The 14406-nt window shown below is 63.0% G+C and carries 14 protein-coding genes; 10 read left to right on the top strand and 4 right to left on the bottom strand.

Going from position 1 to position 14406, the window contains the following annotated elements; genetic code table 11:
• Positions 1 to 67 precede the first annotated feature (67 nt).
• From E3374_RS04585 to E3374_RS04610, 6 genes are all read left to right on the top strand, one after another.
• On the top strand, positions 68 to 679 hold the full coding sequence (locus E3374_RS04585; protein ID WP_169051772.1) for a DUF1450 domain-containing protein: 612 nt from the start codon (positions 68 to 70) through the stop codon (positions 677 to 679).
• The gene (locus E3374_RS04590) at positions 676 to 2208 is read left to right on the top strand and encodes a sulfatase (protein WP_136687849.1); all 1533 of its coding nucleotides are present in this window, start codon (positions 676 to 678) and stop codon (positions 2206 to 2208) included. Before E3374_RS04585 ends, E3374_RS04590 begins: the two co-directional genes overlap by 4 nt.
• Before the next feature lie 44 nt (positions 2209 to 2252).
• Positions 2253 to 4280 (top strand): amylo-alpha-1,6-glucosidase, encoded by a 2028-nt coding sequence (locus E3374_RS04595; RefSeq protein WP_136687850.1) that lies wholly within the window; start codon positions 2253 to 2255, stop codon positions 4278 to 4280.
• 142 nt (positions 4281 to 4422) lie between these two features.
• Positions 4423 to 5763 carry a DUF7405 family protein gene (locus E3374_RS04600; protein WP_136687851.1) on the top strand — a complete coding sequence of 447 codons (1341 nt, stop codon included), beginning with the start codon at positions 4423 to 4425 and terminating at the stop codon, positions 5761 to 5763.
• Positions 5760 to 7427 carry a CRTAC1 family protein gene (locus E3374_RS04605; RefSeq protein WP_136687852.1) on the top strand — a complete coding sequence of 556 codons (1668 nt, stop codon included), beginning with the start codon at positions 5760 to 5762 and terminating at the stop codon, positions 7425 to 7427. The genes E3374_RS04600 and E3374_RS04605 overlap by 4 nt, the downstream gene beginning before the upstream one ends.
• 94 nt (positions 7428 to 7521) lie before the next feature.
• The gene (locus E3374_RS04610; protein WP_136687853.1) at positions 7522 to 8079 is read left to right on the top strand and encodes an NAD(P)/FAD-dependent oxidoreductase; all 558 of its coding nucleotides are present in this window, start codon (positions 7522 to 7524) and stop codon (positions 8077 to 8079) included.
• A 32-nt stretch (positions 8080 to 8111) separates the two neighbouring features.
• On the opposite strand, the gene E3374_RS04615 is transcribed toward E3374_RS04610, so the two are convergent.
• The 3 genes from E3374_RS04615 to E3374_RS04620 form a co-directional block, all read right to left on the bottom strand.
• Positions 8112 to 9854, bottom strand: coding sequence for a hypothetical protein (locus E3374_RS04615; RefSeq protein WP_136687854.1), 1743 nt, complete (start codon positions 9852 to 9854; stop codon positions 8112 to 8114).
• 68 nt (positions 9855 to 9922) lie between these two features.
• Positions 9923 to 10084: a hypothetical protein gene (locus E3374_RS17050; protein WP_169051773.1), complete on the bottom strand. Its 162-nt coding sequence runs from the start codon at positions 10082 to 10084 to the stop codon at positions 9923 to 9925.
• Between the two features lie 54 nt (positions 10085 to 10138).
• Positions 10139 to 11116, bottom strand: a complete 978-nt coding sequence (locus E3374_RS04620; RefSeq protein WP_136687855.1) for an aldo/keto reductase — start codon at positions 11114 to 11116, stop codon at positions 10139 to 10141.
• Between the two features lie 102 nt (positions 11117 to 11218).
• Here E3374_RS04620 and E3374_RS17355 point away from each other — a divergent pair, with 102 nt between their 5' ends.
• From E3374_RS17355 to E3374_RS04640, 4 genes are all read left to right on the top strand, one after another.
• The gene (locus tag E3374_RS17355) at positions 11219 to 11758 is read left to right on the top strand and encodes a winged helix-turn-helix domain-containing protein (RefSeq protein ID WP_211194907.1); all 540 of its coding nucleotides are present in this window, start codon (positions 11219 to 11221) and stop codon (positions 11756 to 11758) included.
• On the top strand, positions 11758 to 12249 hold the full coding sequence (locus tag E3374_RS04630) for a hypothetical protein (protein ID WP_136687856.1): 492 nt from the start codon (positions 11758 to 11760) through the stop codon (positions 12247 to 12249). The genes E3374_RS17355 and E3374_RS04630 overlap by 1 nt, the downstream gene beginning before the upstream one ends.
• 73 nt (positions 12250 to 12322) lie before the next feature.
• Entirely contained in the window at positions 12323 to 12610 is a 288-nt protein-coding gene (locus E3374_RS04635) for a DUF433 domain-containing protein (RefSeq protein WP_136687857.1), read from the top strand.
• Entirely contained in the window at positions 12607 to 12942 is a 336-nt protein-coding gene (locus tag E3374_RS04640) for a DUF5615 family PIN-like protein (protein WP_136687858.1), read from the top strand. The genes E3374_RS04635 and E3374_RS04640 overlap by 4 nt, the downstream gene beginning before the upstream one ends.
• A 17-nt stretch (positions 12943 to 12959) precedes the next feature.
• Here E3374_RS04640 and E3374_RS04645 read toward each other — a convergent pair whose 3' ends face one another.
• Positions 12960 to 14303, bottom strand: coding sequence for an FAD-dependent oxidoreductase (locus tag E3374_RS04645; RefSeq protein WP_136687859.1), 1344 nt, complete (start codon positions 14301 to 14303; stop codon positions 12960 to 12962).
• Positions 14304 to 14406: the final 103 nt, after the last annotated feature.

Genomic DNA, 14406 nt, shown 5'->3' on the forward strand with positions numbered 1-14406 from the left:
CGATACCGCTTCGAAACTCCGTCGAGTAAGCCGACGCTCAGGTTTCGTCCTGGAATCGATTGCACACGTGGAGTACGGAACCGGAGCCGACAAGTACGATCCCGCTGATGACGGCGTCGATCAGGGCGATGACGTTCGACGCTTCGGAGATGTCTGCGAAGGCGAAGATGAGCAGCGAGACAACGAACAGCGCGCCGGAAAAGACGAAAACGATCGTGACGGTCGGACGCCGTTCGCAGACCCGCTCCAGCAACCGTTCTCGAAAGCCTTGCTCCTCCATCGGTCGTTCCGTCGGTGTGTCGCGCGGGGGGATAAAGTTCCCGACGGTAGACTGAGCGTTGCCGAACGACGCGTCGATGGTGAACTGAACGGTGACGGACGAGGAGGCGACGGTGGACTGAACGGTGACGAGCGACGAGAGACGTCCGGGTCAAAGACTGCTGGAGAGGCGGCCGACGGTCGCGAGTCGGGGCCGACGGTCGTCGAGTACTGTGTGAACAACGTCACCCCGGACGTGCGTGAACGGCTCGCGACGGCGTCCGTCGATTCGCGCGGGCTTCCGTGTCTCGAACGTTGCGGGGTCTGTCGGACGGATGCGTTTCTCGTCGTCGACGGCGAGCTCTGCAGGGCTGATGGTCACGGGGCACTCCTCGCCGCGTTGCCGGGGGTGTCGCCGTGAACGTTCTCTTCGTCTCGATCGACAGTCTCCGTCGGGACATGCTCGGCGCCTATGCGGACCGACCGCGCGGGTTCGACTACGAGGTCGCGACGCCGAACCTGGATCGATTCGCCGAGCGAGCGACGGTGTTCGACAGCCACTATGCCGGGAGCATGTTCTGTATGCCGACCCGGCGAGAGTGGCTCGCCGGCGTCCAGGAGTTCCCCTGGCGTGGCTGGGGACCGATCGAACCGTCCGACAAAACGATCCCGCAGGCGGCCCGGGAGACCGGGACGTTCACGCAACTGGTCACGGATCACTATCACTACTTCCAGCACGGTGCCGGTGGGTACTACGAGGACTTCAACGCCTTCGAGTTCGTCCGTGGCCACGAGTTCGACGCCTGGCAGGCCACCCCCCGACGACCGGACGAGCAACTCCTCGCACAGGCCGGGGCCGAGGATCCCGGAAGCGTCGAGTACGTCCAGCGGGCACAGTACGCCAGGAACGTCGCCGGCCTCGACGAGAGCGACGAACGCGACTTCTTCGCCCCGAAAGTGTTCTCGAAGGCGGCGACCTTCCTCGACGGCGTCGAGTGGGACGAGTGGTTCTGTTACGTCGATAGTTTCGACGTCCACCAGCCGTTTCACTGCCCGGAACCGTACGCCTCGATGTACACCGACGAGGATCCCAGGGATCCCGACCTCTCGTTTTGGCCACACTGGGGGACTGTCGACGGGGGCCAGGGATCTATCGACGAACGGAATCTCGAATTCGCGAGGGCGCAGTTCGCCGGCAAAGTGACGATGGTCGACGAGTGGTTCGGACGGCTCCTCGACGTCCTGGACGAGCGTGACCTCTGGGAGGAAACGGCCGTGATCGTGACGTCGGATCACGGCTACTCGCTGGGCGATCACGGCTACGTCGGCAAGATCCACATGCCGATGTACGACGTGTTGGCTCGGACGCCCCTGTTCGTCCACCACCCCGACGCCGATTCCAGGCGGATCGAGCAACTCACGGCGGCGATCGATCTCCACCCGACGATGCTCTCGTACCTGAACGCGACTGACGCCGGCGATCATCCACACGGCCGTAGTCTGGTGGATCTGGTCTCCGGTGAGGCGAGCGGGACCCATCGTGATTGGGCGATCTATGGCGAGTGGGGCTCCGGCGTCTCCGTGACCGACGGGCGGTACACGTATCACCGTCCCTGTGATACGGGTCAGCCGGCCTACTGTCATTCCACGTCGATGATCAACGCGCGTGGCGTCTTCTTGCCGCCCGAACCGAAATCGGACGTGACGGCCGGCGATTATCTGCCGTATACGGACGTCCCGGTCTGGCGGTTCGAGGCCGAACCGGTGCGTCGGATCGACGCGCCGATGGTCTTCGACACGGGGACTGATCCGGACCAGCGAGAGAATCTCTTCGGAACCGATACGGTGGCTAGCGAGCGTCTCGACGATCTCCTCGGGCAAGCTTTCGATACGCTGTCCGTCCCGTCGTCGTTCGCTCGACGCGTGGGGGTGACCGACGATGCGGACTGACCCGCGACGGCTGTCGTCGTCCGCACAGTATCCGGAGGTGGCCCATGACTCGTGACGTCCTCGTCGACGGCTACACGCTGCTGGTCGGCACTCCGGATCGTGCCGGGATAGCGCCCGACGGCGACGGGGGGCTTTACTTCCGGGATACGCGTCACCTCTCGACACTCGCCGTGACGCTCGACGGCGTCGATGTCGATACCCTCGGCCGTGATCTGACCGGCCCGAACCGGCGTGTTCTGGTCGCGACCGACGATAACACGGCGATCAACCGGGTCGATGAATCCACCGAAAAGCGTAGCGATCTCGTTCTCGAAACGCGACAGACCGTGACCGGGAGCGCCAGCCTCTCTCAGGAGGTCCGTCTCGTCAATCACTCCTCGGTCCCGTACTCGGGGGAGATGACCGTCGAGTTCGACGTCGACTTCGCCGACGTCTTCGAGGTCAGGGGGTTCCGATCCCGGCTCGAACGCGACCCGTCTGTCACTGTCGACGATCACGCAGTCGCCTTCACCTACGAGTACGAGACGAACGAGGGCACTTCACTGCGGCGTGAAACGCGGGTCGCCTTCGACCGGACGCCGACCACGCTCACGCCGACAGCTGCAACGTTCGACGTGGACCTCGAATCCCAGGAAGAGACGACCGTCGGATTCGGAGTCCGTGCCAGCGTTGGGGCCGACGACGGGGAGCGATCCGGGGCCGGTAGCTCGGGAATCGAACCCGAAGCCATCGGCGAACGCTCGACTGTGAGCGACGGACTCGACGTCCCGACTGTGAAGACAGGGCGGCGGGACTACGATCGCGTGTTCCGCCGCGCCGGGGAGGACCTTCTCGCACTCACTGCGGAGACGGCGTACGGGCCGGTTCCGCTGGCCGGGGCTCCGTGGTTCGCGACGGTTTTCGGACGCGATTCGCTCATCGCGGCCTATCAGGCCCTCCCGCTGTTCCCGTCGCTCGCCCGTGGGACGTTACGCTATCTTGGGGCGTATCAGGGGACGACCGTGGACGAAACTCGCGAGGAAGAGCCTGGCAAGATGTTCCACGAGATCCGCAAGGGCGAACTCGCAAAGCGGGGACGGATCCCACACTCGCCGTACTACGGTTCCGTCGATTCGACGCCCCTCTGGATCGCCCTGCTTGCCGCTCACCGTCGTTGGACAGGCGACGATGCCCTCGTGACCGAACTCGCCGAAACACTCGATGGCGCGGTCTCGTGGCTCCGTCGATCCCTCACGCAGTACGGTGAGGACCCGTTCGTCTACTACGAGGAATCGTCGACGATGGGGATGTTGCACAAGGCCTGGCGCGATACTCCGGGTAGCGTGCAGTATCCCGACGGCGAGATCGCCGAGCCACCGATCGCCAGCGTCGAAGTGCAGGGATACGCCTACCGGGCGCTCCGTGACGCGGCCGATCTCTACGGGAACGTCTTCGACGATCTTTCCCGGGCGAGCGAGCTTCGAGAGCTCGCCGACCGTCTCGCGGACGCGTTCGACTCGACGTTCTGGCTCCCCGATGCCGGCTACTACGGGGTCGCAAAGGACGGAACCGGAACCACCGTGCCGACCCTGACTTCGAACGTCGGGCACTGTCTCTGGGCGGGTATCGTCCCGGAGAAACGGGCGACCTCTGTGGCGGCGACGCTGACGTCCGATCGACTGTTTTCCGGCTGGGGTCTCCGGACGATGTCGACGGACGCTGACGGATACAGTCCGATCTCCTATCACCTCGGGAGCGTCTGGCCCCACGACACCTCGCTGAGTGCGCTCGGTCTCTCCGGGTACGGATTCCACGCCGAAACGGACGACCTGGCGCGGGCAGTCCTGGATGCTTCGACGCACTTCGACGACTACCGGATCCCCGAACTGTTCTGTGGGTTCGACGACACTCTCTCGCCGAAACCCTACGCTTCCTCCTGCGTCCCACAGGCCTGGAGCGCGGGTGCTCCCTTTGCCTTCCTCCGGGCACTGTTCGCTGTCGAGCCGACGGAAACCGGCATCGACGTCGGGAACACGAGCACTGTTCTCGATGGGACCGCACTGGATCCGGTACGTGAGCGGTGGGAACAATGACCAAACAATACCATCACGACCGAGGGAGCCACTCCGACCGGCGCCGAAAGCGGAGTGACAGCCTCTCAGTACCGGGACCGGACGAGCTTCACGACGACCCCGGTCGTGGTGACGAACGAGAGCCCGAGCGCAGGTGAGATCAATGCCATGTCCACATAGCAACCGTCAGGATAGCGACGATCGGGAGGCTGGGGGCGGGCTCTCGCGTCGACAGATGATCCGTGCCGCTGTCGCAATCGGCGGCGCAGGTGGTCTCTCGGCGTGCCTCGACCGCGAAGGGAACGCTACCGAGACGCCCGAATCCGGAACACATCCCACGGGTCCCGAGGACCTATCGACGTTGCCGGATCGTCAGCACGCGTGGGTCGAGTGGCTCGTCCGGGATCGCTTCGGCAATACAGTCCTTCCCCAGCACCAGGCGATCCTGCTGCTGGATTACGTCGGTCCGGATCCTCCCGACGAGGGGGCACGGACCGCCGTCGAATCGGCCTTTCGAACCCTCGAACGGGCGTTTCAGCGAGGCACCGGGGGAGACACCAGCGCCGTCCAACACGAGGGGTTGCTGTTCGTCGTCGGCTACTCGCCGTCGTATTTCAGTCGTTTCGAACCGTCGTTGCCCGAGAGCGTGACTCTTCCGACGCCTGAAGCCGTTCTCGACGAACTCGGAGAGACCGATGCGTCCGCGGACAATGCGGACGCCGTTGTGCATCTCGCCAGTGGTCTCGGCTCGATCCTTCTGGCAGCCGAGGAGGCGTTGTTCGGTGATCTGGAACGGATCAACGGTGTCACCGTGGAGGGGACACTCAAGGAGTACTTCGAGATCTCCCAACGGCGTACTGGCTTTTTCGGCCGGGCCCAGCCGGCTCAGAAATATGACTCCGAGAACATCCCGGAGAAGGCGCCGCTATCGATGGGGTTCAAGAGTAGTTACACGGACACGCTCGCGACCGAGGATCGGGTCACGATCCGGAACGGTCCCTTCTCCGGCGGGACCACGATGCAGGTCTCCCGACTCGAACACGATCTCGAACCGTGGTACGAACACGATCACGAAGGACGCGTCCATCGGATGTACAGTCCCGAACACGATCCCGATACCGTCGGTGAGGTGGGTGAAAACCTCGCGACCGACAGCGGGATGACCGAAGGCATCGCCGAACGGGTGACGGAGGACGCCAGAGAGAAGAACGTCGTCGGGCACGGACAGAAGCTGCTCCACGCGCGCGACGAGGATTTCCGTCAACCCATTCTCCGACGGGATTTCAACGCGACGGAGGCCCCAGGTTTGCACTTCGATTCCTGGCAACGTGACCTCGGAGACTTTCTGGACGTCCGGAAGGCGATGAACGGGGAGCACGTGGCGGCCGATGTCCCGGACGAGAACGACGGCATCCTCGAGTTCGTCACCGTGACCAACAGGGCGACGTTCCTGATGCCGCCTCGCTCGTATCGGGCGCTACCCGTACCACAACCGGAACGATGAGCCGGGACACGGATCGACGACGCGTCCTGCTGGCCGGTGTCGTTGCGGTACTCGCCCTCGCTGCCCTCGTCGCCGTCGCACTGACAGTCACCAGCTCGCTCGCCAGCACGCTGGGAACTGACATTGTCGGGAGTGGGGACACTGACCGGGTCGCGTTCGAAGAGACGGCCCGCTCGTGTGGCCTGAACTATCGAACCACCGGAAACGCGGACGGGAGTGACGACGGTGGCGTCTTCGTCGCCGACGTCGACCGGGACGGGTGGCCGGACCTTCTCGCGACCGGCGGGGATCGCCCCGTCCTCTTTTCCAATACCGGTTCCGGGTTCGAACCGTCGCACTCCCTCCCGGCAGGCGACTATCCGCCGTTGAAGTCGGCTCTGTTCTTCGACGCCGACGGCGACGGGTGGGAAGACCTCCTGTTGATCCCGCGGGTCGGCCGGCCGATCTTCCTGGGGAACCGTGAGGGACAGTTCCGGCGGTCCGAGGCCGGTTTCGAGACGAAACTCGAGTGGGGGACCGGGGCGAGTGCCGCGGACTACGACCGCGACGGCGACCTCGATGTCTACGTCGTCCAGAACGGGGACTGGCGAAACGAAACCCCGCGCCTGGGGACGACCGGCCAGGCACTCGATGGCTACCCGAACGTCCTCTTCGAGAACACCGACGACGGCTTCGAACGTGTCGAGAACGCGAACGTCGAGGGCTCCCGGTGGAGTCTCGCGACGAGTTTCGTCGATCTCACCGGCGATGGGTATCCGGACATTCACGTCGCGAACGATTACGCACGTGACGTCCTCCTGGTGAACCAAGGTGACGGGAGTTTCGATTCGCGGCCGCTTGCCGAGACGAATCGCCACGGCATGGCGTCGGTCGTCCGTGACGTGAACGGGGACGGTTATCTGGACCTGTTCGTGACGAACATTCAGTTTCCGAACCCACAGGAGGTCTGGGAACTCAACAGCGGGCTCAACGTTCGCAACCGCGGCAATACGCTGTTGATCAATCGCGGGAACGGAACCTTTGTCGAACGGGGGGACGCCTACGGCGTTCGGGAAGGTGGCTGGGGATGGGCGGGGGCGATCGAGGACTTCGACAACGACGGGCGCCTGGATCTCGTCCACGCGAGCAAGTACTACCTGGTCCGGAACGTCAACGGGAGCTTCGATGCGGTCGAGACCTATCCTTCGCTCTGGGAGGCCCAGGCCAACGGGACGTTCACACGTCGGAACGCGTCCGCTGCCGGGTTGGTGCCCTCGAACGGCCGGGGACTCACCACGTTCGACTACGATCGTGACGGCGATCGCGACGTGGTCGCGGCCGATACATCCTCGCGATTCAAACTCTACGAGAACGTCAACAGTGACGGCAACTGGCTCCAGGTCGACGTCGAGTCGGGGGCAACGAACGCACTCGGAACCCGAGTTCGAGTCGTCACGAATGGCGGGGAAACCCTGACCCGCGTCCGGAGCAGCCGTTCGAACTTCTTCTCCCAATCGACACGGACGCTTCATTTCGGTCTCGGTGAGGCGTCGGTCGACCGTCTCGAAATCGTTCGTCCGGATGGCACCGAGCACGTCCTCGACGATGTCGAGGCCGATCGGCGACTCGTCATCGCGACCAACGGCTCGGTGCAGTCCCGTTCTCCACGTGATGGTGACTGTTGAACGGATGCTGTTCGGGAACACTGAGAGCCGATCTCAGTGCTGATATGATCGGGCCGAACCAAGCCTTATTGCGTCGGCGATGCACTGATCGAACATGGTAGACGTAATCGTCGCCGGCGGCGGCCCCGCCGGCCTGAGTGCCGCACTGTTCACCGCGAAGAACGATCTGGAGACGCTCGTCTTCGACACCGACGAGACCTGGATGCACAAGGCCCACCTGTTCAACTATCTGGGCATCGAATCGATGGACGGCAGCGAGTTTATGGACGTTTCCCGTGCGCAGGTCGAGGACTTCGGTGTCGAACGCAACCAGGGCGAGGAGGTGACGGCCGTCGCGGAGACGGACGACGGATTCACCGTCGAAACCGACGAGGGCGAGTACGAGGCCGACTACGTCGTGCTGGCGACTGGCGCGGATCGTTCGCTGGCCGAGGATCTGGGCTGTGAGACCACCGACGAGGGAATCGTCGACGTCGGCGTCGAGATGGAGACCAGCGTCCCCGACGCCTACGCGACCGGCGCGATGGTTCGCGCCGAGGAGTGGCAGGCAGTCATCGCTGCAGGGGACGGCGCTGCGGCCGCACTGAACATCCTCAGCAAGGAGAAGGGCGAACACTACCACGACTTCGACGTACCCGCCGACGCGGAGTAGCGTCGGGCCCTCCGCTCGGTGACCGGGTGCGGTTACCCGCTCGTCTCGTTCTCGGCAACCCGTTCGTCCTTGGGCGCGACGATCTGGGTGTCCTGGCCGCGTTCGACCGGGATCCGTTCGACGACATCGCCGTTCTCGTCGGTGATGAGAATGTAGTACAGCACGTCCGAATCGTCCGGCGCGGGTTCGATGTCGGTGCCGTTCTCGCCGGCTTCAAGTTCACTTTCGTCGATATCACCGCGGACGAACTCCCGGATAGCCGTGTCGTCGCTGAGTTCGATCGCGTTGCCGGTGTCGGCGTTGACGAAGACGTTCCGCGTCACGTCGGTGAAATCGACCGGCGCGACCTTGATGTGCCACCAGAGGTCGCCGTCGACGGTCACCGGGACCGGCTCGGTCACGACGAAGTTCTCTCCCCAGCCGGTCTGGGAGTCTTCTGACTTGGCGATGCCCATCGCCCGTTCCGGTCCAGTCAGGGTCTCGTCCCCAGTCCCGAAGTAGGTGTACTCGCCGGTATCAGCGTCGGCGAACCACACCTCGTCGAGACCGCGCGTGTCCTCGCCGTAGGGTTCCATCGCCGTGACGTAGGACATCTGCTCGCCTTCGAGGTCGATGACGAACGGCTGTTCGTTGTCTGCCTCGTCAGGCAGGCGGGCGACTTCGACTTCTCCCTCGTGTTCGCCGATGACCGGCATCTGGTTGATGATCCCCTCGCGGTAGCCCAACGACGACATCTCCGACCGCGTCAACGTCATCGGGTACAGGCGCTGGCCGTCGAGGATTGCGTTGGCCTGTGCCTCTTCGGGCGTGAGATGCTCGATGGTTCCGTCGGGATGGACCAGGGCCCCACCATCCCACTTCGGCGTCGTGTGCGGGAACGGGAGCAGGTGCCATTCGTGACCCGTCTTCGGATAGTAGAGGTATGGGTCGCCGTCGTGACTGAACTCGACGGCGTCGTCGTTGTACTGAGAGAAGAACCCGCCGAGTTTGACGTTCCATCGCGCCGAGCGGTGCAGCCACATGCCCTCGCCGTAGGTGAAGTCGGCCTCGTAAACGTCGATCTGCTGTTCGTCCATCGACGTCATGTTGGCGACGAGGACTCCGCGTTGATTCTCCAACAGCTTGTTTCTAGCTCCGTCCGGCTCGATCGGATACGACCACGCCAGCGAGCCGTCCTCCTGTCTGGCGATGTCGCTCGTCCCGAGACGGTGCGTTCGGTAAGAGACCGACCCGCGAGTTGTCACGTCCGAGACCGCACGCGGAACGACGCGTGGGTTATCGGGGTTGGCCTGCGGGAACGCTTCGAGTTCGGTCCCCTCGTCCATGGTCTGCTCGGCCAGCGTCCGTTGTTCGAGCGCACCCGATGGCACGCTTACGAGGATCGACAGCACGAACAGGACACCCACGATCCCCCCGAAGATCCGGAGCTTTCGCATCGCTGTCCCGCCACCTGCGAAAACGTCGTCGACCGGTGTGTGATCGTCCTCGAACAACACCGAGGAGAGGTCGGATTCGCTTCTTCCGCCGTCGAGTCGCCACGGCGGCGTGAACCACAGAACCAACGCTGTGATAGTACTACCCCCGATCAATACCACCCCGGAAGGCGAGAACAGTGCGGCGTACACCGCGCCGTGCACCAGTGGTCGAACCAGGAAGGCGATGCCGACGAGGATCGCGAGGATCACGACTCGCGTCCCGAGGAAGTACGGCAACGGGGACCCCGACGACGGGACGTCTCCATCCGACCCGTCGTCGGAAATATCGATATCTGCCATGTGTCGGTCGCACGGCCGGTTCGATTAAATACTATGGGTTTAGGCGGGTACCCTCCTCTCGACAGCGATCACTCCCGCCGATACTCCGGCGGGCCGGCATCGTCCGAGAGGAAGATGCTGTCGGCTTCGGGATCGAAGTAGACTTCGAGTGCCCGGAGCGCACCGGCATAGGCCGAAATCATGATGAACGCGAAGACGAACACGGCGGGCAGAATGAACTGGAGGACCATGCCCGACATTGAGAGGGATGCCCGAAAAATATTGAGGTTCGATATCGGCCGGCCTCACTCGTGGCCTGCGATCCGTACAGGTTCGTAGGGCTCTTCGAGGTACGCTTGATCGGATTCGCTGAGGTCGATCTCCAGGGCTTCGACTGCATCTTCGAGGTGCTCGACGCTGGTCGTGCCGACGATCGGTGCGTCGACGGTCTCCTGTTCGAGCAGCCACGCCAGGGCGATTTGAGCCATCGTCACGCCGTAGTCCGCCGCCAACTCCTCGACGCGTTCGTTGATCTCCCGGCCGCCACTCTCGAAGTAGGGGTGTTCGCGGGCGTAATCGTCGGTCTCGCCTCGCGTCGTCGCGTCGAACTCCTCGTGCGGTCTGGCAAGATAGCCGCGGGCCAGCGGACTCCAGGGGATGACGCCGATTCCCTCGCGTTCACAGAGGGGCACCATCTCGCGCTCCTCCTCGCGATACAGCAGGTTGTAGTGGTTTTGCATCGTCTGGAACCGTTCGAGGCCCGCACGCTCGCTGGTCGCAAGCGCGTCGGCGAACTGGTGAGCCCACATCGAGGAGGTGCCGACGTACCGGACCTGATTCCGACGAACGGCGTCGTCGAGTGCCGAAAGCGTCTCTTCGATCGGCGTGTCGTAATCCCAGCGATGAGTCTGATAGAGATCGATCGTCTCCATGCCGAGTCGATCGAGGCTATTGTCGAGTTCCTGTTCGATCGCCTTCCGGGAGAGACCCTGGGCGTTGGGATTGTCCTCGTCCATTTCCCCGTAAACCTTGGTGGCGACGACCTGCTCGTCACGGTCGTACTCCGAGAGGACGTTTCCGAGAACGCGCTCGGATTCGCCCAGCGAGTAGACGTTCGCCGTGTCGAAGAAGTTGATCCCCAGGTCGATGGCACGCTCGATGATCTCCTTTGATTCAGGCTCGTCGAGGACCCACTCCCGCCAGTCGCTCGTCCCGAAACTCATGCATCCGAGACAGATCCGACTGACTTCCATGCCCGTGGAGCCGAGGGTCGTGTACTCCATGACCGGTGGCAGGTTCGGCGTGGAGAAAAAGATTCGGCTGTGTGATTATATAATTGGTCGAATCCAAATTATTTGAATCGACGGGGATAAGTACGCACAGAGATGGACGAATCGAACCAGCGAACGTGGACAGAAACGCTCAGCGGTCGCGAACGCGTTCGCCGAGTCGTCGAGGCCCTGGAAGGGCCGACACCAGTGGGAGAGATCGCCGACAGAGCGGACGTCTCCCGGGCGACGGCCGACGACGAACTCCGGCAACTGGCGAGCGACAACTGGGTCACGGAAACGGCTGTCGAGGGGGCCAAAGCGTACGACTTGAACCCCGTTCGTCTGCTCTTCGACGAAGTGACGGCTCTCATCGACGAGTGTTCTCGGGAGGAACTCGAATCACAGCTCGCCGAGTTGACCGAAGAGCGAGAGCAGTTGGCGCCGGAGTACGATGCCGAATCGCTCTCGGCGTTTCGGAATCAGTTGGTCGAGAGGGAGTTGAGCGCGGCGGAGATACGGGAGCGTCGAAACGTCATCGAGACGTGGGAAGCGACCAACACGGACCGTCGGCTCGTCAAGCATGCCCTCCAGCTGTACGACGACGTGGTCGAACTGTCCTCGCCACCGACTGACTCCCCCCCAACTTTCGCATAATGGTCGTCTTCCTCGCCAACCGGGAGAACCTCCAGAGCAAACGCCTCCACGACCGCATTCGCAACCGATTTTCCGGGCAACTCACGAACGTGCGACGACGACGGGCCGAACCGCGGGAAGCCGGCCAGTACCGCGTCGTTGGCGACGTGGATCCCCGACAGTTCCTCGACGATCCGGACTACTCCGGGACGAGGGCTCGAATCGAAGCCGGATTCCGACTCCGAACGACTGATCCGTCCGAACACTACTGGTTCAATTGGATCGAGCCGGAGCGGGACGTACTGGTTGGGTGGCATCAGGACGACACGCACGAGGATCTCGGCCCCGTTCACGTTCAGGTGAACGACGGGTCGACGGCTGTCGACCACCGATCGGCCAGATTTATTGACGCGCATCCCCTGGACCTCGTCGAACGGCGGCTCAGCTCATTACCTGATCTCGTCAAAGCTGTCGAATGGGACGATAGACAGCCCAATCGGTTTCGGACCTAGCGTAGACTCGTTGTAAATTTCGATGGCGAGTCCCGACCAGCCTTTATTACTGATTGGGACCTACAGTTACACGATGAGCGAGATCGTCTCGACGGCCGAAGTGCTCGATGGTGCTCCGCGAATCGACGGGAGACGCATCGGCGTCCATCACATCGCAAAGCGGATCATCGACGCCGGTGAGTCCACCGAACAGGTCGCTGCTGACTACGACCTCGATATCGCCGACGTTTATCGCGCTCTCGTCTACTACTACGACAATCCGGACGAAATGCGTACGGTGCAAAAGAGGTCCGTCCCCGAGGACTTCACTGTCGTTCATGGGCCCGACGATCTCGACAAAGAAGCACAACGACAGGCATGAGGCTGCTGGCCGACGAACACATCCCACCAGCGTACGTTTCTGCACTCGACGGCGAGGGGCATGATGTCGCGGTCGTCGGTGACGAGATCGCGCTCGGTACCGAGGATACGATTCTATTAGCGTATGCACATCAGACAGATCGAGTTATCTTGAGTGAAGACACGGACTTCCGAGGAGCCGATCCTGAACTTGAGATCGACGCACATCCCGGCGTCCTCGCGTGTGATACGGCCGCGTCACCGGGAGAGATCGCCACGGCAGTCCGTCGTATCGAGGCGTTTGTTGAGGATTTTTCGGGAACTGTCCTTTTCGTTCCGGGCGATTGGCTCTGAAGGCGGAACTCTGCCGGCTATTCGTCCTTGCCACGCGGGAAGTTCCCGATCGTCGCCTCGCGGAACTCGTCCTCGTCGAACTCGATGTCGAGCCACTCGCTCAGCTGTTCGGCGTCACGCATCGCGTTCTTCAGGCACGTCGAGGCCCCAGGCGAGGGCGTGATGTTGAAGATAACATCGTCCCCAGTGATTTTGGCTTCACCCATGTCCAGGGATTTCGTTTCCGTGTTGACGATCTGGGGCCGGACGCCGCCGTAGCCCTTCGCACGCTCGATGTCGCTCGCTTCGACGGTCGGGACGACCTTCTGGACGTGCGGGAGGAAGGCACGCTTCCCGACGGCGGGCAGATCATAGAGCAGGTTTTCGAGGACGTACGGCAACAGGGTCCGATCGGCGAGGATGTTCGCGTAACTCAACACCGAGTCCGGCGAGAGTTCGAACACGTCGAAGAAATCGGCGACCGTCGAGAGCCGACCCCGTTCCAGTGCGGGCACGACCTTGGCTGTCGGGCCGAAGCGGGTGAGTCCCTGGTCGTGGACCTCGGCGTCGCCGTGGACCGCCGCGAAGGGGAGTTTCGCCATCTGGAGCGTGTAGACCTTGCCGTTGAGCAGGCCCTCGTCGGCGACGAAGAAGCTCCCCGCGACCGGGAGCAGGGACATGTGTTCGCCGTAGCCCATCTCCTTGGCGATCTGGAGGCTGTGGGACCCGGCGGCGACGACCGTCGCGTCGCTCTGGTACCAGCCACGTTCGGTCTCGATCAGAAACTCGTCGTCGGTCTCGTTGACGCTCTGGACCTCCGTTCCCGTGAACACGTCCACCCCCGCCTCGCCCTCGACCTCGCGGACGAAGTCCGTCGCGAGCTCGCCGTAGTCGACCGTGTAGCCGTCCGGCGTCTGGATGGCGAGCATCTCGATGTCCGGGTCCCGTCCCTCGACGACCTTCGGTTCGATCTCGGCGATCTCCTCGCGGTCGATCGCCTCGAGTTTCGGGAAGAGATCGCCAAAGCCCTTCTCGTCGTAGCGGCGTTCGAGACGGTCGACCTCCTCGTCGCCGACCGCCAGCGCCATCTTGCTGCGCTTTGCGTGTATCTCCCGGTCGGAGTCATTGGCCTCGAGGTACCCGGCGACCATCTCAGCGCCTTCCTTGACCTCCTCGGCTTTCTCCAGAGAGTAGTTGGTCTCGATGTCTCCGAAGTGCAGCGTCTGGGAGTTGTTCGTGTGGTGGGAGTTGATCGCCGCGATCTCGGGTTCCTTTTCGAAGAGTGCAACCGATTCGACGTCGGTGAACTTTGTGACTGTATACAGAAGCGACGCCCCACTGATACCCCCGCCGACGATGACGAGATCGTATTCGTCTTGCATAGCTTGATCGAGGCCGGTCGGACACTTGAGTGACGCGCCGGCGGAACGGAATGCCTGGAGACTGAGACCGCCGCTCTCACGACAGACTCTTTGGGAGTACTTG

This window comes from Halorhabdus amylolytica, from assembly GCF_004944975.1.
Taxonomy (GTDB): Archaea; Halobacteriota; Halobacteria; order Halobacteriales; family Haloarculaceae; genus Halorhabdus; species Halorhabdus amylolytica.

Bases quoted from the DNA above. Each gene is read 5' to 3' on its own strand.
- E3374_RS04595 (WP_136687850.1), top strand. From the start codon at position 2,253: ATGACTCGTGACGTCCTCGTCGACGGCTACACGCTGCTGGTCGGCACT.
- E3374_RS04600 (WP_136687851.1), top strand. From the start codon at position 4,423: ATGCCATGTCCACATAGCAACCGTCAGGATAGCGACGATCGGGAGGCT.
- E3374_RS04605 (WP_136687852.1), top strand. From the start codon at position 5,760: ATGAGCCGGGACACGGATCGACGACGCGTCCTGCTGGCCGGTGTCGTT.
- E3374_RS04610 (WP_136687853.1), top strand. From the start codon at position 7,522: ATGGTAGACGTAATCGTCGCCGGCGGCGGCCCCGCCGGCCTGAGTGCC.
- E3374_RS04615 (WP_136687854.1), bottom strand. From the start codon at position 9,854: ATGGCAGATATCGATATTTCCGACGACGGGTCGGATGGAGACGTCCCG.
- E3374_RS17050 (WP_169051773.1), bottom strand. From the start codon at position 10,084: ATGGTCCTCCAGTTCATTCTGCCCGCCGTGTTCGTCTTCGCGTTCATC.
- E3374_RS04620 (WP_136687855.1), bottom strand. From the start codon at position 11,116: ATGGAGTACACGACCCTCGGCTCCACGGGCATGGAAGTCAGTCGGATC.
- E3374_RS17355 (WP_211194907.1), top strand. From the start codon at position 11,219: ATGGACGAATCGAACCAGCGAACGTGGACAGAAACGCTCAGCGGTCGC.
- E3374_RS04630 (WP_136687856.1), top strand. From the start codon at position 11,758: ATGGTCGTCTTCCTCGCCAACCGGGAGAACCTCCAGAGCAAACGCCTC.
- E3374_RS04635 (WP_136687857.1), top strand. From the start codon at position 12,323: ATGAGCGAGATCGTCTCGACGGCCGAAGTGCTCGATGGTGCTCCGCGA.
- E3374_RS04640 (WP_136687858.1), top strand. From the start codon at position 12,607: ATGAGGCTGCTGGCCGACGAACACATCCCACCAGCGTACGTTTCTGCA.
- E3374_RS04645 (WP_136687859.1), bottom strand. From the start codon at position 14,303: ATGCAAGACGAATACGATCTCGTCATCGTCGGCGGGGGTATCAGTGGG.